The 21,060-nt window shown below is 73.2% G+C and carries 16 protein-coding genes; 13 read left to right on the top strand and 3 right to left on the bottom strand.

What is annotated here, in order from left to right; all coding sequences use genetic code 11:
* The first annotated feature begins 366 nt into the window (after positions 1-366).
* Positions 367-1,572, top strand: a complete 1,206-nt coding sequence (locus ACLJWH_RS31910) for a uroporphyrinogen-III synthase (RefSeq protein WP_411145290.1) — start codon at positions 367-369, stop codon at positions 1,570-1,572.
* A gap of 268 nt (positions 1,573-1,840) precedes the next feature.
* Here the strand turns inward: ACLJWH_RS31910 and ACLJWH_RS31905 are convergent, their stop codons facing one another.
* Entirely contained in the window at positions 1,841-2,617 is a 777-nt protein-coding gene (locus tag ACLJWH_RS31905) for a class I SAM-dependent methyltransferase (RefSeq protein ID WP_411145236.1), read from the bottom strand.
* A 250-nt stretch (positions 2,618-2,867) separates the two neighbouring features.
* Between ACLJWH_RS31905 and ACLJWH_RS31900 the strand changes: the two genes are divergently transcribed.
* From ACLJWH_RS31900 to ACLJWH_RS31885, 4 genes are all read left to right on the top strand, one after another.
* Positions 2,868-3,491, top strand: a complete 624-nt coding sequence (locus ACLJWH_RS31900; RefSeq protein WP_411145235.1) for a CGNR zinc finger domain-containing protein — start codon at positions 2,868-2,870, stop codon at positions 3,489-3,491.
* 258 nt (positions 3,492-3,749) lie between these two features.
* Complete coding sequence (locus ACLJWH_RS31895; RefSeq protein ID WP_411145234.1) at positions 3,750-6,290, top strand: HelD family protein; 2,541 nt, start codon at positions 3,750-3,752, stop codon at positions 6,288-6,290.
* Between the two features lie 454 nt (positions 6,291-6,744).
* Positions 6,745-8,178, top strand: a complete 1,434-nt coding sequence (locus ACLJWH_RS31890; RefSeq protein ID WP_411145233.1) for an NAD-dependent malic enzyme — start codon at positions 6,745-6,747, stop codon at positions 8,176-8,178.
* Positions 8,179-8,511: 333 nt separating this feature from the next.
* Positions 8,512-8,793 carry an HU family DNA-binding protein gene (locus ACLJWH_RS31885; RefSeq protein WP_030069353.1) on the top strand — a complete coding sequence of 94 codons (282 nt, stop codon included), beginning with the start codon at positions 8,512-8,514 and terminating at the stop codon, positions 8,791-8,793.
* A 204-nt stretch (positions 8,794-8,997) separates the two neighbouring features.
* Here ACLJWH_RS31885 and murA read toward each other — a convergent pair whose 3' ends face one another.
* Positions 8,998-10,347, bottom strand: a complete 1,350-nt coding sequence (murA, locus tag ACLJWH_RS31880; protein ID WP_411145232.1) for a UDP-N-acetylglucosamine 1-carboxyvinyltransferase — start codon at positions 10,345-10,347, stop codon at positions 8,998-9,000.
* A gap of 319 nt (positions 10,348-10,666) precedes the next feature.
* Between murA and ACLJWH_RS31875 the strand changes: the two genes are divergently transcribed.
* Both ACLJWH_RS31875 and ACLJWH_RS31870 read left to right on the top strand, forming a co-directional pair.
* Positions 10,667-11,341 carry a YqgE/AlgH family protein gene (locus tag ACLJWH_RS31875; RefSeq protein WP_411145231.1) on the top strand — a complete coding sequence of 225 codons (675 nt, stop codon included), beginning with the start codon at positions 10,667-10,669 and terminating at the stop codon, positions 11,339-11,341.
* Positions 11,342-11,598: 257 nt separating this feature from the next.
* The gene (locus ACLJWH_RS31870; protein ID WP_411145230.1) at positions 11,599-12,279 is read left to right on the top strand and encodes a hypothetical protein; all 681 of its coding nucleotides are present in this window, start codon (positions 11,599-11,601) and stop codon (positions 12,277-12,279) included.
* 33 nt (positions 12,280-12,312) lie between these two features.
* Here ACLJWH_RS31870 and ACLJWH_RS31865 read toward each other — a convergent pair whose 3' ends face one another.
* A complete protein-coding gene (locus ACLJWH_RS31865; protein WP_411145229.1) occupies positions 12,313-14,133 on the bottom strand; it encodes a LysR family transcriptional regulator in 1,821 nt (606 codons plus the stop codon).
* A 122-nt stretch (positions 14,134-14,255) separates the two neighbouring features.
* Here ACLJWH_RS31865 and ACLJWH_RS31860 point away from each other — a divergent pair, with 122 nt between their 5' ends.
* From ACLJWH_RS31860 to ACLJWH_RS31835, 6 genes are all read left to right on the top strand, one after another.
* Entirely contained in the window at positions 14,256-15,437 is a 1,182-nt protein-coding gene (locus ACLJWH_RS31860) for an MFS transporter (protein ID WP_411145289.1), read from the top strand.
* The gene (locus tag ACLJWH_RS31855) at positions 15,424-15,717 is read left to right on the top strand and encodes a DUF3039 domain-containing protein (RefSeq protein ID WP_026169910.1); all 294 of its coding nucleotides are present in this window, start codon (positions 15,424-15,426) and stop codon (positions 15,715-15,717) included. The genes ACLJWH_RS31860 and ACLJWH_RS31855 overlap by 14 nt, the downstream gene beginning before the upstream one ends.
* A 387-nt stretch (positions 15,718-16,104) precedes the next feature.
* On the top strand, positions 16,105-17,403 hold the full coding sequence (locus ACLJWH_RS31850) for an extracellular solute-binding protein (RefSeq protein WP_411145228.1): 1,299 nt from the start codon (positions 16,105-16,107) through the stop codon (positions 17,401-17,403).
* Entirely contained in the window at positions 17,391-18,320 is a 930-nt protein-coding gene (locus tag ACLJWH_RS31845) for a carbohydrate ABC transporter permease (protein WP_052857798.1), read from the top strand. Before ACLJWH_RS31850 ends, ACLJWH_RS31845 begins: the two co-directional genes overlap by 13 nt.
* Positions 18,317-19,213, top strand: coding sequence for a carbohydrate ABC transporter permease (locus ACLJWH_RS31840; protein ID WP_411145227.1), 897 nt, complete (start codon positions 18,317-18,319; stop codon positions 19,211-19,213). Before ACLJWH_RS31845 ends, ACLJWH_RS31840 begins: the two co-directional genes overlap by 4 nt.
* 4 nt (positions 19,214-19,217) lie before the next feature.
* Complete coding sequence (locus ACLJWH_RS31835; RefSeq protein ID WP_411145226.1) at positions 19,218-20,870, top strand: beta-N-acetylhexosaminidase; 1,653 nt, start codon at positions 19,218-19,220, stop codon at positions 20,868-20,870.
* The last annotated feature ends 190 nt before the right edge of the window (positions 20,871-21,060 follow it).

The raw sequence follows: 21,060 nt of genomic DNA, 5'->3' as shown, positions 1-21,060 counted from the left end.
TGAGGAGAGGTGGGCTGATGAGCAAAGGCGGGCTGACGAGGAGAGATGGGTCGGCGAGGGAAAGGGGGCGTGGCGCAGGTCGCCGCCGGTGCGTGGATATCGGCCGATTCTCCGGCCGGAAGCGGCCGGAAGTATGCGGCGGCCGGTGCGGGAGCCGTGGGGAAATACTGGGGGTCCGGGCCGGTCGGATGATGTCGGCCGGTCCGGCGGCTGGACCCCTCGGTGCGGCCCGAGCCGGGGCGGTGGGCGGGTGCCCGAGCCACCACACCACTCCGGGCGGAGCCGGGCGGAGAGAGCATGAGCGAGCGGCAGGCCGATGCGTGGGCTGAGAAACAGACCGAGAAACAGACCGAGGAACAGGCCGGTATGAGGGCCGAGGAACAGACCGAGGAACAGGCCGATGAGCGGGGCGGCGTGCGGGCCGATGCGCGGGCCGTACCGGAGGCGCGTCCGCTGGACGGGTTCACCGTAGGGGTGACGGCGGCCCGGCGGGCGGCCGAGCTGGGGACGTTGCTGGAGCGGCGCGGGGCCCGGGTGCGGTACGCGCCCGCGCTGCGTACCGTCCCGCTGCCGGACGACGCCGGGCTGCGGGCGGTGACCGGGGAGCTGATCGGGGACGCGCCGGACGTGGTCGTGGCCACCACCGCCGTCGGGTTCCGCGGCTGGGTCGAGGCCGCCGAGGGCTGGGGTCTGGGCGAGGCGCTGCTCGGCCGGCTGGCCGGGGCGGAACTGCTGGCGCGCGGTCCGAAGGTGCGCGGGGCGATCCGGGCCGCGGGGCTGACCGAGCGGTGGTCACCGGCCTCCGAGTCGATGGCGGAGGTCCTCGACCGGCTGCTGGCGGAGGGGGTCGCCGGGCGCCGGGTGGCCGTACAGCTGCACGGGGAGCCGCTGCCGGAGTTCATCGGGGCGCTACGGGCCGGCGGCGCGCAGGTCGTCGCCGTACCCGTCTACCGCTGGCTGCCGCCGGTGGACATCGGCCCGGTGGACCGGCTGCTGGACGCGGTGACCGGCGGCGGTGTGGACGCGGTGACGTTCACCAGCGCCCCGGCCGCCGTGTCGCTGCTGCGGCGCGCCGAGGAGCGGGGCAGCCGGGAAGAGGTGCTGGCGGCGCTGCGGCGGGAGGTGCTGGTGGCCTGCGTGGGGCCGGTCACCGCGCGGCCGTTGCAGGCGCACGGCGTCCCCGTCGTGCAGCCGGAGCGCTTCCGGCTCGCGCCGTTGGTGCAGCTTCTCTGCCGCGAACTGCCGGACCGGGCGCAGGTGTTGACGGTCGCCGGGCGGCGGGTGGAGATCCGCGGGCACACCGTCGTGGTGGCGGGGGAGCCGCGCCCGGTGCCGCCGGCCCCGATGGCGCTGCTCGGCGCGCTGGCCCGCCGCCCCGGACGGGTGGTCTCCCGCGCTGAGCTGCTGCGGGCCCTGCCGGGCGCGGGCCGGGACGCGCACGCGGTGGAGACGGCGGTGGCCCGGCTGCGGGCGGCGCTGGGCGCGCCCGAGCTGATCCGGACCGTCGTCAAGCGGGGGTACCGGCTGGCGCCGGAGCCGTCCGCGGAGACGGACGGGGACGGCGGGGTGTGACGGGGCCCCGTGCGGCGGCGGGCGGCCGGGTGGCGTACGGCCTGCGGTGACGGCTTCGCCGTACGGCGAGATGAGGTGTACGGCGAGGTGAGGTGTACGGCGAGGTGAGGTGTACGGCGAGGTGAGGTGTGCGGCGCCGCGCGCGGGCTCCGCGCAGGGCTCCCGGGCGCGTCCTCCGCACCCGTACTCCGCACCCATCCGCCGCACCCGTCCGCCGTGCCCGTCCGTGCAGGGGCCGCGTACGGTCCGGCCCCGTACGCCGCTTCCGTCAGGACGGGTTGCTGACGCGGATCTTGGACTGGCCGTGCTTGCGGGTCTCCCAGTCCTCCATGAAGCGGGCCTCCAGACCGTGCTTGCGGGCCAGCTTCACCAGGGTCTCGGTCCGGTAGTAGAAGTCCTCGCGCAGGACCTGGTGTTCGGCACCCTCGGTGCGGTCGAAGGTGAAGTCGAAGAAGCCGCCGGGTGCCAGGATGCGGCCGACGTTGGCGAAGCATTCGTCGATGACGGTGATCGGCGAGTGCGAGAAGACGCTGTGCGCGTGGACGACGTCGAAGTGGGCCTCCGGGAGGAAGTCCAGCTTCAGATTCTGGGTGATCGTCAAGTGCGGCAGTTTGGGCTGGAGTTCGTACGTCGTCAGGGTCTGCTTCGCCGATATCAGGATGTCCGGCGAGATGTCGATGCCGTAGTAGTTGCCGGCGTCGAGGTGGGCGATGAAGCGCCAGCCCGCCCGCAGGTTGCCGCAGCCGATGTCGAGCATCCGGTGGCTCGGCTTGAGGCCGTGCTCCGCGAGGTAGTTGAACTGCATCTCGCCCAGCGCCAGCCACCGTTCATGGGTCTGACTGCCGACCGCCGCCTCCGGGTTGCGGCCGGTGTCGGAGGCCATCACCGCGCGGTAGTAGTCCACGTGGTTGGGGTGCTTGAGGCGCAGCCAGGTGTCCCGCGCGGTGCGCTTGACGTACGGGGTGATGCGGGCCGGATTGCGCACCGCGTAACTGAGCTTGTGCGTCAGGCTGGCGCGGTTCTTGAGCATGGATGTGCGCGACATGGAGACCTACGTCCTGGGGAGCGGGAGGGGCGGAGACGCGGCGGTGCGGCACGGCGGTCCCGCGCACGGGCCGACCGTCACCCAGCGGACTATACAACAGAGGTATACGCGGAGTGTCTACACGAGAGGTGTACATGAGGTGTTTAGGTGGGATGTGTGCACAGAGGGCAGGTCATCGGAGGGTTCCTTCCGCGGGCCGTCCCGGGCACTCTGACCTCATACGCGTTGTTCTCTAAGGAGTGACAGGCACATGGCGGCGCCACACGGCCTGCGGTTCGACTGCGGGCGGATCTGCCTGGACCTGGTGGCCACGACCAGCGGTCCCCCGGCCGAACGGCTCACCGGTCCCGAGCCTCTGACGGCCTGGCTGGTCGGAGCGGGGGTGGTGCCGCACGGCGCGCCACTGGAGGGCGTCGACGGCCACTGGGTCGCCCGTTTCCGGTCGCTGCGGGAACTGCTGCGCCGCGTCGTGCACGACGAGCTCCGGGGCCGGGCGGCCGATACGGACCTGGTGCTGCTCAACACCGCGGCCGCGGCCGCCCATCCGCCCGCCGTCCGGGCGGTCCGCACCGAGGACGGCTCGCTGGCCCGTGCGTTCCCCGGGCCGCCCGACTGCGCCGGGCTGCTGGCCGCGGTGGCGCGGGACGCGGTCGGACTGCTGACCGACACGGTGGCGCGCGGCCAGCTGCGGCAGTGCGCGGGCGCGAACTGCACGCTGGTCTATCTGGACACCTCCCGCGGGCGGCGCCGGCGCTGGTGCTCCAGCGAGGTGTGCGGCAACCGGGAGCGGGTGGCGCGGCACCGGCGGCGGACGACGGGACGGGAGGCGGCGGGGCGGGACGACGAGGGATGTGGGGTGAGGGATGAGGGGTGAGGAGTGTGAGGGGTGAGGTGACGAGGGGGAGTCGTGGGTCTCCTGTCCGGCGGCCCGTGCCTGCCGGTCCCGCCCCCATCGGCCCGCGCCCATTCTTGATCGTTCCAAGATCCGGACCCGGGTGCGGCCGGGCGGCGGGCCATCTCTGGTTCAACATCCGACCAACTGCGCCCATATTTGTCCGTTAAGGCGGATGCGCGAGGTTCCCGGTTCGCGTACGGTTGACGGCTGCCCTACGCACAGCAGAAGGGGGCCTGGGTGGCCGCGCAGAACGCCACGCACGCACCGGATCACGCTTCGGATTCCGTTCGCGACCGTGAGATCGAGTCCGAGCAGACGCATCTCGACCGCGTCTACCGGCGCCTTGAGGAGAAGATCCACGAGGCAGAGTTCCTGATGGACGACGCCGCCAAGCGCGGCCAGGTCGGCACGCCCGGCGCGCTCGCCGAGCGCGACGCCCAGGTCTTCCAGGCCGGCGTCCATCTCCACCGGCTGAATTCCGAGTACGAGGACTTTCTCTTCGGCCGGATCGACCTGCTCCTCGGCAAGGACGGGAAGAAGGGCCCGGACGGCGCGTACACCTCCGTCGAGCCCGCCGACGGCGCGATCGAGGACGGCCGCGCGGAGATCGCCGAGACGCTGCACATCGGGCGGCTCGGCGTCCTCGACGCGGACTACTCGCCGCTGGTCATCGACTGGCGGGCACCGGCCGCCGCGCCCTTCTACCGCGCGACGCCGGTCTCCCCCGGCCGGGTCGTACGGCGCCGGGTCATCCGCTCCAAGGGCCGTAAGGTCCTCGGCGTCGAGGACGACCTGATGCGCCCGGAGGTCACCGCGACGCTGGACGGCGAGCAGCTGCCCGCGATCGGTGACGGCGCGCTGATGGCCGCGCTGGGCCGGGCCCGCAGCCACACCATGCGGGACATCGTCGCCTCCATCCAGGCCGAACAGGACCTGGTCATCCGCGCTCCCGCCGCCTCCGTGGCGGAGGTCGAGGGCGGGCCCGGTACGGGCAAGACCGCCGTCGCCCTGCACCGCGCCGCCTACCTGCTCTACCAGGACCGCCGCCGGTACGCGGGCGGCATCCTGATCGTCTCGCCGACGCCGCTGCTGGTCGCGTACACCGAAGGGGTGCTGCCGTCGCTCGGCGAGGAGGGCCAGGTCGCCATCCGGGCGCTCGGTTCGCTCGTCGACGGTGCGGAGGCGACCGCGTACGACCCCCCGGCGGTCTCCCGGATCAAGGGATCGAGCCGGATGCAGAAGCTGCTGCGCAAGGCGGCCCGGGGAGCGCTGGAGACGGCGGCGCCGGGCGCGGGTGCGCGGTCGCCGGAGGACGGGCATCAGGCCGGCGCCGGGGCCCCGGCGCCGGCGGCCGCCCAGCTGTCCCTGGAGGACCTCTTCGCGGCGGCCGGGGACGATGCGCCGCCGGCCCCCGGCGCCGGTACGGAGGACGGCCGGGGCCGCCGCCGGGTCCGCTCCCCGCGCGCGGACCAGGAGCCCGCCGCGGCGCCCGCCCGGCTGCGGGTCGTCGCGTTCGGCGGCCGGATCGAGCTGGCAGCCGAGGAACTGCGCGGCATCCGGCACGTCGCGCTCGGCGGGACCGCGCCGGTCAACCTGCTGCGCCCGCGCGCCCGCCGGCTGATCCTGGACGCCCTGTGGACCAAGTCGGGGGCCGCCCGGCGCTACACGGATCCCGAGCTGGCCGCCGAGGTCCGCCAGGGCTTCGACGAGGACGTCAGCACCGAGCCGGACTTCCTGGAGTTCCTGGACGCCTGGTGGCCGGAGCTGACCCCGCGCGGGGTGCTGGCCGCGATGGCCGACGAGCGCCGGCTCGGCCGCTGGGCGCGCCGGGTGCTCAACCCGCGTGAGGTGCGTCAACTCGCCCGCTCGCTGCGGCGGCTGGACGAGGCGGGCCAGGGTCCGCTGTCGGTGCACGATGTCGCGCTGCTGGACGAGCTGGAGCTGATCCTCGGTGCCCCGATGCGGCCGGCCCGGCAGCGCGAGGCGGACCCGCTGGACCATCTGACCGGTCTGGAGGAGCTGTCGACGTTCGCCGACCGCACGGCGGGACGCGGCCGGCGCGAGCGGGCGGCGGAGGAGCGCACCGACTACGCCCACGTCATCGTCGACGAGGCGCAGGACCTGACGCCGATGCAGTGGCGGATGGTCGGCCGGCGCGGCCGGCACGCCACCTGGACCGTCGTCGGCGACCCGGCGCAGTCCTCGTGGTCCGACCCGGACGAGGCCGCGCTCGCGCGCGACGAGGCGCTCGGCACCCGCCCGCGCCGCCGCTTCACGCTCACCGTGAACTACCGCAACCCGGCGGAGATCGCGGAGCTGGCGGCCAGGGTGCTGGCACTGGCCATGCCCGGTATGGAGTCGCCGCGGGCGGTCCGCGCCACGGGTCTGGAGCCGCGGTTCGCGGTCGTCGCCGACGCCGGCGGGCGGGCCGCCGCGGAGGAGGAACTGGCGCGGGCCACCGTCGAGGAGGCCGGCCGGCTGCTGGGCGAGGTGGACGGCACGGTCGGTGTCGTCGTCGCCATGAACCGCCGGGAGCAGGCCCGCGACTGGCTGGCCGGGCTCGGCGACCGGGTGGTCGCGCTGGGCTCCCTGGAGGCCAAGGGGCTGGAGTACGACGCGACGCTGGTGGTCTCACCGGCCGAGATCGCCGACGAGTCCCCGGCCGGGCTGCGGGTGCTCTACGTGGCGCTGACCCGGGCCACCCAGCAGCTGACCGTGCTGTCCGCCGGACGCGACGAGCCGGACGCCCAGGGGGTGCCCGACCTGCTGCGGGACTGACCGGGCGGACGGTTCGCGGCGGGCGCCGCGTGCCGCCGTACGGGGGGCCTCGAACCGGTCCCGCGGGACGGGATTCGCTTCTGGAGATGGTTTGTTAGCCTTGGAGACGGCACCGGCCCGATCCAAGCCCCCGGGCCCAACCATCGTCGCTACGAGCGACCACTTGCCGCGAGGCGAGCATGGCGGGTCGGTGCCGCTCAGCACGAGGCACGGGCGTCTCTCCTTCGGGAGAGGCGCCCGTCGCCGTTCCCGGAAGCGGTCCGCCGGGCCCGCCGGAGGGGGTTCCGCACGGGAGGCGAACTCTCTTATGGTGGAAATGTCTTTCCGAATTCACTGGCTGGTTACCGTATACCGGCTGGTAGGTGGGACGATCGGACGATGCGCTCCGGACCGGCGCGGCCGGATCACGGAGCGGCGCGCAGAGTGAAACAAGGGAAAGCAGAGGAAGTCGGCCATGGCAACGGCGCCTAGCGTCTCGTATTCGATGACGGTGCGACTGGAAGTTCCCGCGAGCGGCACCGCCGTCAGCCAGCTCACCACGGCCGTGGAGTCCTCCGGCGGGTCGGTCACCGGCCTCGACGTGACCGCCTCCGGCCACGAAAAGCTCCGGATCGACGTCACCATCGCCGCGACATCCACCGCGCACGCCGACGAAATCGTCGGCAAGCTGCGCGAGATCGAGGGCGTCTCGCTCGGCAAGGTCTCCGACCGGACCTTCCTGATGCACCTCGGCGGCAAGATCGAGATGGCGTCCAAGCACCCCATCCGCAACCGCGACGACCTGTCGATGCTCTACACCCCGGGTGTCGCGCGGGTCTGCCAGGCCATCGCCGACAACCCCGAGGACGCCCGCCGGCTGACGATCAAGCGCAACAGCGTCGCGGTCGTCACGGACGGCTCCGCGGTGCTCGGCCTGGGCAACATCGGCCCGATGGCCGCACTGCCCGTCATGGAGGGCAAGGCGGCCCTCTTCAAGCGCTTCGCCGGTATCGACGCCTGGCCGATCTGCCTGGACACCCAGGACAGCGACGCGATCGTGGAGATCGTCAAGGCCATCGCCCCCGGCTTCGCGGGCATCAACCTCGAGGACATCTCGGCGCCCCGCTGCTTCGAGATCGAGGCGCGGCTGCGCGAGGCCCTGGACATCCCGGTCTTCCACGACGACCAGCACGGCACCGCCATCGTGGTGCTCGCCGCGCTCACCAACGCGCTGCGCGTCGTCGGCAAGAAGGCGGCGGACGTACGGGTCGTCATGTCCGGTGCGGGCGCGGCCGGTACGGCCATCCTCAAGCTGCTGATCGCGGCCGGCATCCAGCACGCCGTCGTCGCCGACATCCACGGTGTGGTGCACGCCGGCCGTGCGGACCTGGTCTCCGCCGATCCCGATTCGCCGCTGCGCTGGATCGCCGACAACACCAACCCCGAGGGCGTCACCGGCACCCTCAAGGAGGCCGTGGTCGGCGCGGACGTCTTCATCGGCGTCTCGGCACCCGACGTCCTGGACGGCGACGACGTCGCGAAGATGGCCGACGGCGCGATCGTCTTCGCGCTGGCCAACCCCGACCCGGAGGTCGACCCGGCCATCGCCCGGCAGACCGCCGCCGTCGTGGCCACCGGCCGCTCCGACTTCCCCAACCAGATCAACAACGTCCTGGTGTTCCCCGGCGTCTTCCGCGGTCTCCTCGACGCGCAGTCCCGTACGGTGAACACCGAGATGATGCTGGCCGCGGCCGGCGCCCTGGCGGATGTCGTCCTGGAGGACGAGGTCAACCCGAACTACATCATCCCCAGCGTCTTCAACGACAAGGTCGCGGGCGCGGTGGCCGATGCGGTACGGAACGCGGCGAAGGCCGGAGATCCGACTGTGACGGCTGCCACGGGGCTCTGACACGGCGCGTCGTGTGACACGCCGTCCGCGAGGCCCCCATAGGGTGGCTGGCAGCGGACGACCGCCGCCCTCCGGGCCGGACCTGGAGCGGCGCGGTACGGAACGTCACCACTACGAGGCAGTGGCGCTTTTCGTGTGACCCTCCAGGGTGCCGGATTGGCTTTACCGCCGCAGGTGGGGGCAGGATGCTCCCCCGAGGACTTTGTCCAGGGGGGACCCCCGGGGCACGAGGGAACTGATGGACAGACCCGGGTCCGGGGACTGTCCGAGGACCCTGGCAGCATCGGCTTCGATGTCACGCCTCATTGGCAAGAAGAACACGGGAGTACAAAAATGAACCGCAGTGAGCTGGTGGCCGCTCTGGCCGATCGCGCCGAGGTGACTCGCAAGGACGCCGACGCCGTTCTGGCCGCTCTCGCCGAGGTGACGGGCGAGATCGTCGCCAAGGGCGACGAGAAGGTCACCATCCCTGGCTTCCTGACCTTCGAGCGCACCCACCGTGCCGCTCGTACCGCGCGCAACCCGCAGACCGGCGACCCGATCCAGATCCCGGCCGGCTACAGCGTGAAGGTCTCCGCGGGCTCCAAGCTCAAGGAAGCCGCCAAGGGGAAGTAAGACCCCTCAGTACGGCTGAGAAGGGCGGCCATCCCTCCCAGGGATGGCCGCCCTTCTCGCATGCCGTGCGCCGGTGTGCGGGCCGTACGGCCCGCTTTCCGCCGCCGTTCCCGGCCGCTCGCCGGGGCCGGCGCGACGAGGGCGGCCACCCGGACCGGGTGGCCGCCCTCGTGTGCGCGGAGGCGCGGCGCGGACGCCGGGCGCTCAGTCGCGCAGTGCGCCGTTCGGCAGCTCGACATGGGCGCCGAGGCTGATGAGCTTCTCCATGAAGTTCTCGTAACCGCGGTTGATCAGGTCGATGCCGTGCACCTGGGAGGTGCCCTGCGCCGCCAGCGCCGCGATCAGATACGAGAAGCCGCCGCGCAGGTCGGGGATGACCAGATCGGCGCCCTGGAGCTTGGTGGGTCCGGAGACGACCGCGGAGTGCAGGAAGTTGCGCTGCCCGAAGCGGCAGGCGGAGCCGCCCAGGCACTCGCGGTAGAGCTGGATGTGGGCGCCCATCTGGTTGAGCGCCGAGGTGAAGCCGAGCCGGGACTCGTACACCGTCTCGTGCACGATCGACAGGCCCGATGCCTGGGTCAGCGCGACGACCAGCGGCTGCTGCCAGTCGGTCTGGAAACCGGGGTGGACGTCGGTCTCCAGCGCGATGGCGTTCAGCGAGCCGCCCGGGTGCCAGAAGCGGATGCCCTCGTCGTCGATCTCGAAGGCGCCGCCGACCTTGCGGAAGGTGTTCAGGAAGGTCATCATCGACCGCTGCTGCGCGCCGCGGACGTAGATGTTGCCTTCGGTGGCCAGCGCCGCGGACGCCCAGGACGCGGCCTCCAGGCGGTCCGGCAGGGCGCGGTGGGTGTAGCCGTCGAGCTTGTCGACACCGGTGATCCGGATCGTCCGGTCGGTGTCCATGGAGATCATCGCGCCCATCTTCTGCAAGACGCAGATGAGGTCCTCGATCTCGGGCTCCACGGCGGCGTTCGACAGCTCGGTGACGCCCTCCGCCAGGACGGCGGTCAGCAGCACCTGCTCGGTCGAGCCGACCGACGGGTACGGCAGCCGGATCTTGGTGCCGCGCAGCCGCTGGGGGGCCTCCAGGTACTGCCCGTCGTCGCGCTTCTCGATCGTCGCGCCGAACTGGCGCAGCACGTCGAAGTGGAAGTCGACCGGCCGGCCGCCGATGTCGCAGCCGCCCAGGCCGGGGATGAAGGCGTGGCCGAGGCGGTGCAGCAGCGGGCCGCAGAACAGGATCGGGATGCGCGAGGAGCCCGCGTGCGCGTCGATGTCCGCGACGTTGGCGCTCTCCACGTGCGACGGGTCGAGGATCAGCTCACCCGGCTCGTCACCCGGGCGGACCGTCACACCGTGCAGTTGCAGCAGCCCGCGCACGACGCGGACGTCGCGGATGTCGGGCACGTTGCGCAGCCGGCTCGGCCCGCTGCCCAGGAGGGCGGCGACCATCGCCTTCGGTACGAGGTTCTTCGCACCGCGAACCCGGATCTCGCCCTCCAGCGGGGTGCCACCGTGGACAAGCAGTACGTCGTCGTCAGTAGAGACGGTCATGGATCTCGCGTTCCTGGAGACGGTCTAGGGCCAATGAGAAATGGTAAGGGCGGCGGAGGGGGTGTCCTGCGGGCTGTGTGCGGTCCTGGCGTGTAATGGCTTTGTCACAACACGCTCGGCTACGGTCCGCCTTTGATCTGTAATCGCCTTTTGGCCGTAAATCCACCTTTGTATCGCGAAGAGGCAATTTGTGGCGGCCGTGGTGCCGGTCCGGTGCCGGTCCCGTGCGCCGGGGCTGCCGCCGTACGCCCTGCCCTGCTCTCGCACGGGTCCGGTCGTTGACTCCCCGCACCGGGCCGAAGTGCGGGATCATGTGGCCATGCCCGAGGTGTCCTCGCTCACAGGCCGACTGCTCGTCGCGACACCCGCGCTCGCCGATCCGAACTTCGACCGCGCGGTGGTGCTGCTCCTCGATCACGACGAGGAGGGCTCCCTCGGCGTGGTCCTCAATCGCCCCACGCCGGTCGGCGTCGGGGACATCCTCGCGCCGTGGGCCCCGCTGGCCGACGAGCCGGGCGTGGTCTTCCAGGGCGGTCCGGTGTCGCTCGACTCGGCGCTCGGGGTGGCGGTGGTGCCCGGCGGCCTGTACCGGGAGGGCGGCGGCCCGCCGGTGGGCAGCGGCGCCCGGCCCGGCGCGGCCGACGCGGAGGTGGCCGGCGAGCCGGCCGCGGACGCGGCGGAGGGCGGGCGGTCCGGGGATGAGCCGCTGGGCTGGCGCCGGGTGCACGGCGCGATCGGCCTGGTCGATCTGGAGGCCCCGCCGGAACTGCTCGCGGCGGTCCTCGGCAGCCTGCGGATCTTCGCCGGGTACGCCGGGTGGGGGCCCGGCCAGCTGGAGGACGAACTGGTCGACGGCGCCTGGTACGTCGTCGACTGCGAACCCGGTGACATCTCCTCACCCGATCCGGAGCGGCTGTGGCGCGCGGTGCTGCGGCGCCAGCGCAGCGAGCTGGCGATGGTCGCCACGTATCCGGACGATCCGTCGCTGAACTGAGACGTACCGAACCGAGCTGAGCTGAGTTGAGCTGGGCTGAACTGCGGGCCGAGCTGAACTGTGCCGGGCCGGGGCCGGTCCGGGCCGGGCGGTGCCGACGGGCCGCGTGGTGCCGGGCGGGCGGCCGGGTCCGCGGGACGTTGTTACGGGCTCGTCATGGGGGATTGTCAGACCCCGTCGCTAAGGTTCGAGATGGCAGGGGACGGTGCGCGGACGGACGCGAAGGCGGGACCGCGCAAGACGAACGGGGGACGGCCATGCACAGGCCGAGTGTGCCCGAGGACCTTGATCATCCGGAGCGGCTGTGGGCCCGCGCCGCGACGCTGGCCGTGGCGGCGGCCGCCGTGCCGGACGCGGACGAATTCTCCTGGACCGGCCAGGGGCTGGCGTGCTGGAACGGCGGTGGCAGCTACTGGTGGCGGCTGGAACTGTCCGGGGACGGCCGCGCGCTGCTCTGCGGGCAGGACGCGGACGGCAGTCACACGCACTGGGGCGGCAGGCGGCTCGACTTCCTGTCGGGCGGGCCCGACTGGCTGCCCCGGGAGCGGTTGCGGGAGGACGCCGAGGGCGCTCTTCTCGGCTTCGTGTACTGGTGGCAGGACGGGGTCTGGAGCCGTGCGCCGTATCCCGGGCAGTTGCCGGACGACGGTCTGGCGACGGCCGTGAGCTGGGCCGCGGCCGGTGACACCGCGGTGGCGGAGATCGTCCAGGACCTTGTGGCGCGCAGGGAGACGGACGCCGATCCCACGGCGGCGGTCCGCGGCTTCCTCGCCGCCGCCGAGGCCCGCACGGTCGGCGCGGCGGAGATAGCGGAGCTGCTGGACGCGGTCTGCGACCGGGACTCCTGGTACGACGTGCGGCCGGCCGCGGCCCTGGCGTTGGCCACCGAGCTGGGCCTGACCGCGGGCGACCGGGGCGGGCTGCGGGTGGCGTCGTAGGACGGGCAGGACGGCCGCCGCGGGGGCGCGGGGTCAGCGCCCGGCGGGTGCCGTCCGTGCGGGGTGCGCCGGGTGTGCGGCAGGCGCGGCAGATGCGGCAGGTGCCGGGTGTGCCGTCCGTGCCGCCAGTGCGAAGAGGCGCTCCGCCAGCGGGTGGGCGTCGCGGGCGGGCAACGCGAGGTGGACGGGGACCGGCGGCGCGTTCTTGAGACGTACGTACCGGATACCGGGGTGGGTGTGCCGCCGGGCCACCGGCTCCGGTGCCACGCCGACGCCGTGGCCGGCCGCGACCGCTTCCAGCCACTCGTCGAAGTTCCCCGCGGTGCAGGCGAGTCGGGGGCGCCGGCCGGCGGGCCACAGATCGGGCGTGGTGCTGCCGGTGACGGTGTTGACCACCAGCGGCAGATCCGCCAGCTCGGCCCAGTCCAGCACCCGGCGGCGGGCCACCGCGCGGACGGCCGCGGCCGCGGTGCCGGACCGGGCTTCGGCGCGCCCCGCCGCGCGATCCCCGGCGTACTCGCCGGCGGGGTCTCGCGGAGGGCCGTACGGATGGTCGTGCGGTTGGCCCGCGGCGCGTAGTGGGGTACGGGACAGGGCGGCGATCCGCGGTTCGTGGAGCAGGACGGTGGTGCGCAGCCCGGCGCCCGGCGGGATGTCGCCGCGCAGCACCACGATGTCCGACTCCCCGGTTTCCAGCCCGGCGAGCGGGGAGTCCCGGCGTACCAGCCGGACGCCGGCGCCGGTCGCCGCCTCGAAGTCCGCGGTGAGCGGGGCGCAGGCGGCGGGCAGCAGCGACGTGAAGCCGAGGCGCAGGACCGCGGGCCCGGCGGGGGAGCGCAGCGCGGCGGCCAGCCGGGGCAGCAGCGGGGCGAGGTTGTCGTAGAGCCGGCGGCCGGCGTCGGTGAGCCCGACGCGGCGGGTCGTACGGTCCAGCAGCCGGGTGCCGAGGGCGGTCTCCAGCGCGCGGACGGTCCGGGTCAGGGCGGGCTGGCCGGTCCGCAGCCGGTCGGCGGCGTGGGTGAAGCTGCGCTCGTCCGCGACGGCGAGGAAGCCGCGCAGATGCCGCAGTTCGACGCCGTCGAAGGCGGCGAAGCCGTCGGGGCCGCCGGGGCCGTCCGGGCTGTCCGGGCTGTCCGGGCCGTCGGGATCGTCCGCGTTGGCAGGGCCGCCGCCGGCCTCGGCTGTCGTGTCGGCCGCTCTTGTCGTGTCGGCCGCCTGGTCGGCGCCTGCCGCGTCGCTTGCGTTCGCCGCGCGGCTGCTGCTCGCCGCGTGGCTCGTATCCGCTGTGCGGCTTCCGTTCGCCGCGCCGCCGGGGCCGTCTGCGTCGGCAGGGCCGCCGCTGGCCTCGGCTGTCGTGTCGGCCGCGCTTGTCGTGTCTGCGGCCTGGTCGGCGCCCGCCGCGTCGCTCGTGCCCGCCGCGCGGCTGCTGCTCGCCGCGTGGCTCGTATCCGCCGCGTGGCTCCCGTTCGCTGTGCGGCTTCCGTTCGCCGCGCCGTCGGGGCCGTCCGCGTTGGCAGGGCCGCCGTCGGCCGCTCTTGTCGTGTCGGCCGCCTGGCCGGTGCCCGTCGCGTCGCTCGTGCCCGCCGCGCGGCTGCTGCTCGCCGCGTGGCTCGTATCCGCCGCGTGGCTCCCGTTCGCCGTGCGGCTTCCGTCCGCCGCGCCGTCGGGATCGTCCGCGTTGGCAGGGCCGCCGCTGGCCTCGGCTGTCGTGTCGGCCGCGCTTGTCGTGTCCGCGGCCTGGTCGGCGCCCGCCGCGTCGCTCGCGCCCGCCGCGCGGCTGCTGCTCGCCGCGTGGCTCGTATCCGCCGCACGGCTCCCGTCCGCCGCGCGGCCGGGGGCCCATTCGTCATTCATGCCGCCCCAGCATAAGTGCCGCCGTACGGGCATTTCCCGGGGCATCCGGAGACTTCCTACGTTTCCCGTGTCGGTTCATCCCGGGGCGTCGGTGCCCCGGAAGATCAGGGGAGTTGAGCGCGGTGCGCAAGGTCCGGCTGCTGACGCTGGGGGCCTTCACCCTCGGCCTGGACGCCTATGTGATGGCCGGTCTGCTGCCGGTCCTGGCGGACGACATCGGTACCGGGGTGTCCCTGGCGGGGCAGCTGGTGACCGTCTTCACGCTGGCGTACGCGATCTCCGCGCCGCTGGTCGCCGGGCTGCTGACCGGGGTGCGGCCGCGGGTGCTGATCCTGGTCGCGCTGGCGGTCTTCACGCTCGGCAACGGTGCGACGGCGCTCGCGCCCTCGCTGGGCGCGCTGCTCGCCGCCCGGGTGGTCGCGGGCGCCGGGGCGGGGGTCTACTCGGCGCTGTCCACGGCGGCCGCCGCCGCGCTGGTCCCCGAGGCGCGGCGCGGCCGGGCGCTGGCGCTGGTGATGGGCGGGATGAGCGCGGGCACCGTACTGGGCGTGCCGATCGGCGTGCTGCTGGCCGAGCACACCGGCTGGCGCGCCACGATGTGGCTGGTCACGGGGCTCGGCGCGGTCGCGCTCGGCGGTCTCGCGGCGCTGCTGCCGCCGGTGCCCGCCGAGCCCGCGGTCCCGGTCCGGGCCCGGCTGGCGGCCATCGCGGACCGTGCGGTGGCGCCCGTCGTCGCGGTGTCGTTCCTGGCCGCGGTCGCCAGCCTCGGCCTGTACACCTACCTTGCGCCGGTGCTGGCCGCCGCGGGCGGTGTCGGCGAGGTGGCCCCGTATCTGTGGGCCTGGGGCGTCGGCGGGGTGCTGGGCAGTGTGCTGGCCGGGCCGCTGGTGGACCGTACGGGCCGGGCCGGGCGGCTGGTCGGCGGGGTGCTGGTGGTGATCGTCGCGGCGCAGGCGCTGCTGCCGTCGCTGGCCTCCGCGGCGCTGCCCGGCGCGGTGGTCGCGCTGGTGGCGTGGGGTGCGGCGGGCTGGGCGCTCCAGGTGCCGCAGCAGCACCGGTTGCTGGCGCTGCGCGCGGACCGCGGCACGGTCGCGCTCGCGCTGAACAACTCGGCGCTCTATCTGGGCAGCGCGGTCGGTTCGGCGCTGGGCGGGCTGGCGCTGGCGGTGGGCACGGCGCCGTACGCGCTGCCCTGGGCGGCGGCGGGGGTGGCGGCCGCCGGTCTCGCCCTGCACCTGGCGACGGGCCGGCGCTCCCGGGTCGCCGCGCGCGTGGGTACCCTTGGCAGTTATGAGCACTCTTGAGCCCGAGCGCGGGGCAGGTACGGGAACCCTCGTAGAGCCGACACCGCAGGTGTCGCACGGCGACGGCGATCACGAGCGCTTCGCCCACTATGTCCAGAAGGACAAGATCATGGCGAGTGCGCTCGACGGCACTCCTGTCGTCGCGCTGTGCGGCAAGGTCTGGGTTCCGGGGCGTGACCCGAAGAAGTACCCGGTCTGTCCGATGTGCAAGGAGATCTTCGAGTCCATGGGCGCCGGTGGCGACAAGGACAAGGGCGGCAAGGACGGCGGCAAGAAGTAGCGGCTGCCGCCGTATGCGGTAGCGGCGGGCGTGCTCCGCCGCAGGCAGAGGTACCGGCACGGGCCCGGGTCCTTCGTGGACCTGGGCCCGTCGTCGTGCGCGGGCGGCGGGGCGGCAGGGGGGCCGGGCAGGCGGGTGCGGGCAGGCGGATGCGGCCGGGGGCCGGGCGGAAGGGTGCGGCCGGGCGCGCCGGCGGGCGGCACGGCGGTTCCGGGTGACCGGGCGCGGGCGGGCAGCCGCACCGGCGACTGCCCGTGCGGGGCGTCGCGGAGATCTTTTGCGGTGACGGGCTCTTGTCGTGGCGCGTAACCCCCCTTAATCTCCTGGGAATTGTGCAATGCGAAACGCTCGTTGCGTATGTTGCAACAAGACTCGGAGGGTTCTTCCATGCGCCTCTCTGCCCGAATAGCCGCCGCCGCCACGGCACTTGTGCTGGCCGGCCCCGCGGTCACCGCCTGCGCCCCGGCCACCTCCGGCACCGGCGCCACGGCGGACGCGAAGACCGGCACGCTGCGGGTCTGGCTCTTCCAGGAGGTCGACAACGCGCCGAAGGAGAAGGTGGTCCAGCAGGCGGTGTCGGCCTTCACGGCGTCCCACAAGGGCGTCAAGGTCACCGTTGACTACATCCCCGTCGAAACCCGGGCACCGCGGATCAAGGCCGCCTTCAACGACCCGGGCAGCGCACCCGATGTGATCGAGTACGGCAACACCGACACCGCCGGATACGTCAAGGACGGCGGACTGGCCGAGGTGAGCCGGGAGTTCACCGCCTGGCCGGACGCCAAGGACACCGACCCCGCGGCGAGGGAATCGGTGACCGTGGACGGGAAGATCTACGGCGCCCCGCTCTTCGTCGGCGTCCGTGCCCTCTACTACCGCACCGACGTCTTCCAGGATCTGGGCATCGCGGTCCCCACCACCCAGGCCGAGCTCGTCGCCGCCGCGAAGCGGATCCGCGCGGCCCGCCCCGAGCTGTACGGTCTCGCGGTCGGCGGCGCGTACACCTACGGCGCGCTGCCGTTCATCTGGGCGGCCGGCGGCGAGCTCGCCACGAAGAAGGACGGCACCTACACCGCCGCCATCGACGGCGCCCGCGCCCGGCAGGGCATCGCCGCGTACACCGGTCTGTTCGGCGACGACAACTGCCCCGCCGCCAAATGCGCGCGCATGGGCGGGAACGACACCGTCACCGCCTTCGCCTCCGGCAAGGCCGCGATGGCCATCGGCGGCGACTTCAACCACCAGGCCGTCGAGGCCGGCGCGGTGCGGGGCAAGTACGCGGTGGTGCCGCTGCCCGGCCTCCGCAAGGGCGAGATCGCGCCGGCCTTCGCGGGCGGCAACAACATCGGCGTCCTCAAGAGCAGCACCCACCGCACCCTGGCGATCGACCTGATGAAGGAGCTGGCGGGCAAGAAGACCCAGCGGGGGCTGTTCGACGCGATGGGCTTCCTGCCGACGTACGGCGATGTCCGTGCGGAGGCCGCCGCGCGGAAGCCGTACGCCGCCCCGTTCGTCAGGACGCTGGAGGCCGGTGCCAAGTTCGTCCCGGCCACCCCCGGCTGGGGCACCGTCGACGCCTCGCTGGTGCTGCCGACCATGTTCCAGGAGATCGTCAGCGGCCGTAAGGACGTCGGCGCGGCCGCCGGCGCCGCCGCGCGGAAGATGGACGAGGCATTCCGGAAGTGAGTACCGCGCGCACCGGCAGCCGGCGCGCGGGCGGCTGGACACCCTGGCTGTATCTCGCCCCCGCGCTGATCGTCCTCGGCGGCCTGCTGGTCTACCCCCTCTACCAACTCGGCCTGATCTCGTTCCTCGAATACACCCAGGCCCAGGTCAGCGGCGGCGAGCCGACCAGCTTCCAGGGGCTCGCCAACTACGCCGCGCTCTTCGGCGACGGCCAGTTCTGGCAGGTGCTGCTGGCGACCGTGCTGTTCGCCGCGGCCTGTGTGCTGGGCACCCTCGCCGTGGGCTGCGCGCTGGCCCTGCTCCTCACCCGGATCCGCGCACTGCCCCGGCTCGCGCTGATGCTCGCCGGGCTCGGCGCCTGGGCCACCCCCGCCGTCACCGGCTCCACGGTCTGGATGTTCCTCTTCGACCCGGACCTGGGGCCGGTGAACAAGGTGCTGGTACGGCTCGGTCTGACCGGCTTCCAGGACTACTCCTGGACCTACGGGCGCTACAGCGCGTTCGCCCTCGTCCTGCTCGAAGTGGTCTGGTGCTCCTTCCCGTTCGTGATGGTGACCGTCTACGCCGGCATCCGGGCCGTCCCGGGCGAGGTGCTGGAGGCCGCCGAACTGGACGGCGCCTCGCAGTGGCGGGTCTGGCGCAGCGTGCTCGCCCCGATGCTGCGGCCGATTCTCGTCGTCGTCACCATCCAGTCGGTGATCTGGGACTTCAAGGTCTTCACGCAGATCTATGTGATGACGGGCGGCGGCGGTATCGCCGGCCAGAACCTCGTCCTGAACGTCTACGCGTACCAGAAGGCGTTCGCGTCCTCGCAGTACAGCCTCGGCTCGGCGATCGGCGTCGTGATGCTGCTGATCCTGCTCGCCGTGACGCTCGGCTATCTGCGGCTGCTGCGCCGCCAGGGGGAGGAACTGTGAGCCGTGTCCGCGCGGCGACGGGCGCCCGGCGCGCCCCGGGGCGCTACCGGCCGCGGCGGCCCTGGCGGCTCGCCGCGGAGGCCGGTGCGCTGCTGATCGCCGCCGCCGTCGCCTTCCCGCTCTACTGGATGGTGCTGTCCGCCGTCAAACCGGCCGGCGAGGTGCAGTCCACCCGGCCGCGCCCCTGGACCCTCGACCCCTCGCTGGACGCCTTCCGGCGGGTCTTCCAGCAGCAGGACTTCGGCCGCTACTTCCTCAACAGCCTGTTCGTGGCCGGGGTCGTGGTCGTCGCCTCCGCGCTGATCGCGTTCCTCGCGGCCACCGCCGTGACCCGCTTCCGGTTCCGCTTCCGCACGACCCTGCTGGTGATGTTCCTGGTCGCGCAGATGGTGCCGGTCGAGGCGCTCACCATCCCGCTGTTCTTCCTGCTGCGGGACGTCGGCACGGCCGTGCCCGGCATCGGCCTGAACACCCTGGGCTCACTGATCCTGCCGCACCTCGCCTTCTCGCTGCCGTTCGCCATCTGGATGCTGCGCGGTTTCGTCAGGGCCGTCCCGGCGGCGGTGGAGGAGGCCGCCGCCATCGACGGCGCGAGCCGCGCCCGCTTCCTGTGGCAGATCCTCTTCCCGCTCGTCTTCCCCGGACTTGTCGCGACCAGCGTCTTCTCCTTCATCTCGACCTGGAACGACTTCCTGTTCGCCAAGTCCTTCATCATCAGCGCCACCGAGAACTCCACCCTCCCCATGGCGTTGCTCGTCTTCTTCAAACCGGACGAGAACGACTGGAGCGGGATCATGGCAGCATCGACCGTGATGACCATCCCTGTGCTGGTCTTCTTCGTACTCGTACAGCGCCGCCTGGTCTCGGGCCTCGGCGGCGCGGTGAAGGACTGACGTCATGACGCATCCGGACACCGACCTGATCCCCCTGCCGCGCCGGGCACAGCACGGCCCACCCGCCGGCAGCGAGGGCACCACCCTGGACGAGCGCACCGAGATCGAGGCGCGGCCCGGCACCGAACGCGTCGCGCGGTGGCTGCGGCAGACCGTCGGCGCCGCCACCGGCCTGCCGCTGGCGCCGTTCCGGGACGCCGGCAGCCGCATCGTGCTGCGGCTGGACCCGGAGACCGAACGCCGGCTCGGGCCCGAGGGCTACCGGGTCGTCACCGACGGCCCGCTCGTCGTCATCGAGGGCGGCGGCGAGGCGGGGCTGTTCTGGGGCGCCCAGACCCTCCGTCAGCTGCTCGGACCGGACGCCTTCCGGCGGGCGCCGACCGTCCCGGACAAGCGGACGTGGCCCCTCCCGGCGCTGCGCATCGAGGACGCCCCCCGCTTCCGCTGGCGCGGCATGATGCTGGACGTCGCCCGGCACTTCCTGCCCAAGGACGGCGTACTGCGCTACCTCGACCTGCTCGCCGCGCACAAACTCAACGTCCTGCATCTGCATCTCACCGACGACCAGGGCTGGCGCATCGAGATCACCCGCTACCCGAAACTGACCGAGGTCGGCGGCTGGCGCGAGCGCACCAAGCTCGGCCATCGCGCCTCCCCGCTGTGGGACGAGCGCCCGCACGGCGGCTTCTACACCCAGGACGACATCCGCGAGATCGTCGCCTACGCCGCCGAGCGGCACATCACCGTCGTCCCCGAGATCGACCTCCCCGGCCACTCACAGGCCGCCATCGCGGCCTATCCGGAACTCGGCAACTCCGACGTCGTCGACACCGCCGCCCTGAAGGTCTGGGACACCTGGGGCGTCAACCCGAACGTCCTCGCACCCACCGAGAACACCCTGCGCTTCTACGAGAACGTCCTGGAGGAGGTGCTCGCCCTCTTCCCCTCCCCGTTCGTCCACATCGGCGGCGACGAGTGCCCCAAGGACCAGTGGCGCGCGTCGCCCACCGCCCAGGCCCGGCTGGCCGAGCTGGGACTGGCCGACGAGGACGAGCTCCAGAGCTGGTTCATCCGGCACTTCGACCGCTGGCTGACCGCCCGCGGACGCCGCCTGATCGGCTGGGACGAGATCATCGAGGGCGGTCTGGCCGAGGGTGCCGCGGTGTCCTCCTGGCGTGGCTACGGCGGCGGGATAGCCGCCGCCCGCGCCGGCCACGACGTCGTCATGTGCCCGGAGCAGCAGGTGTACCTGGACCACCGTCAGCACGGCTCCCCGGACGAGCCGGTGCCGATCGGCTTCGTACGGACCCTGGAGGACGTCTACCGCTTCGAACCGGTGCCACCGGAGCTGTCCGGCGAAGAGGCCGCGCGCGTCATGGGCACCCAGGCCAACGCGTGGTCCGAGGTCATGGACAGTCAGCAGCGCGTCGACTACCAGGTCTTCCCGCGCCTGACGGCGTTCGCCGAGGTCGCCTGGTCGCAACTGCCGCCGTCGGACGCCCGCGACTACCAGGACTTCACCCGCCGGATGACCGCCCACTACGCCCGGCTCGACGCCCTCGGCGTCGGCTACCGCCCGCCGGCCGGCCCGCACCCCTGGCAGCGGCGGCCCGGCGTGCTCGGACGCCCGATTGACGGGGCGCCCCCAAACGTGTGAGCCCGTGTGCGCGGATGGCGCTCGTGCGGCCGGTCCCCGGGACGGTGGTCCCCCGGACCGGCCGCACGGCTGTCCCGTGCCGCCCCGGCGTCCCGCCCGGCCGCTCCCCGGCGCTCCGGTGGCACCCACCGGAGCCGGACGAAACGGACCGGTACCCGGCCGCGGGGCGGACCGCCGCATCCCGGACCCT

Source organism: Streptomyces sp. x-80 (genome assembly GCF_046549095.1).
Lineage (GTDB): Bacteria > Actinomycetota > Actinomycetes > Streptomycetales > Streptomycetaceae > Streptomyces > Streptomyces celluloflavus.
Note: the sequence above shows the minus strand (reverse complement) of the source record. Positions and strands in the feature narration are given on the sequence as shown.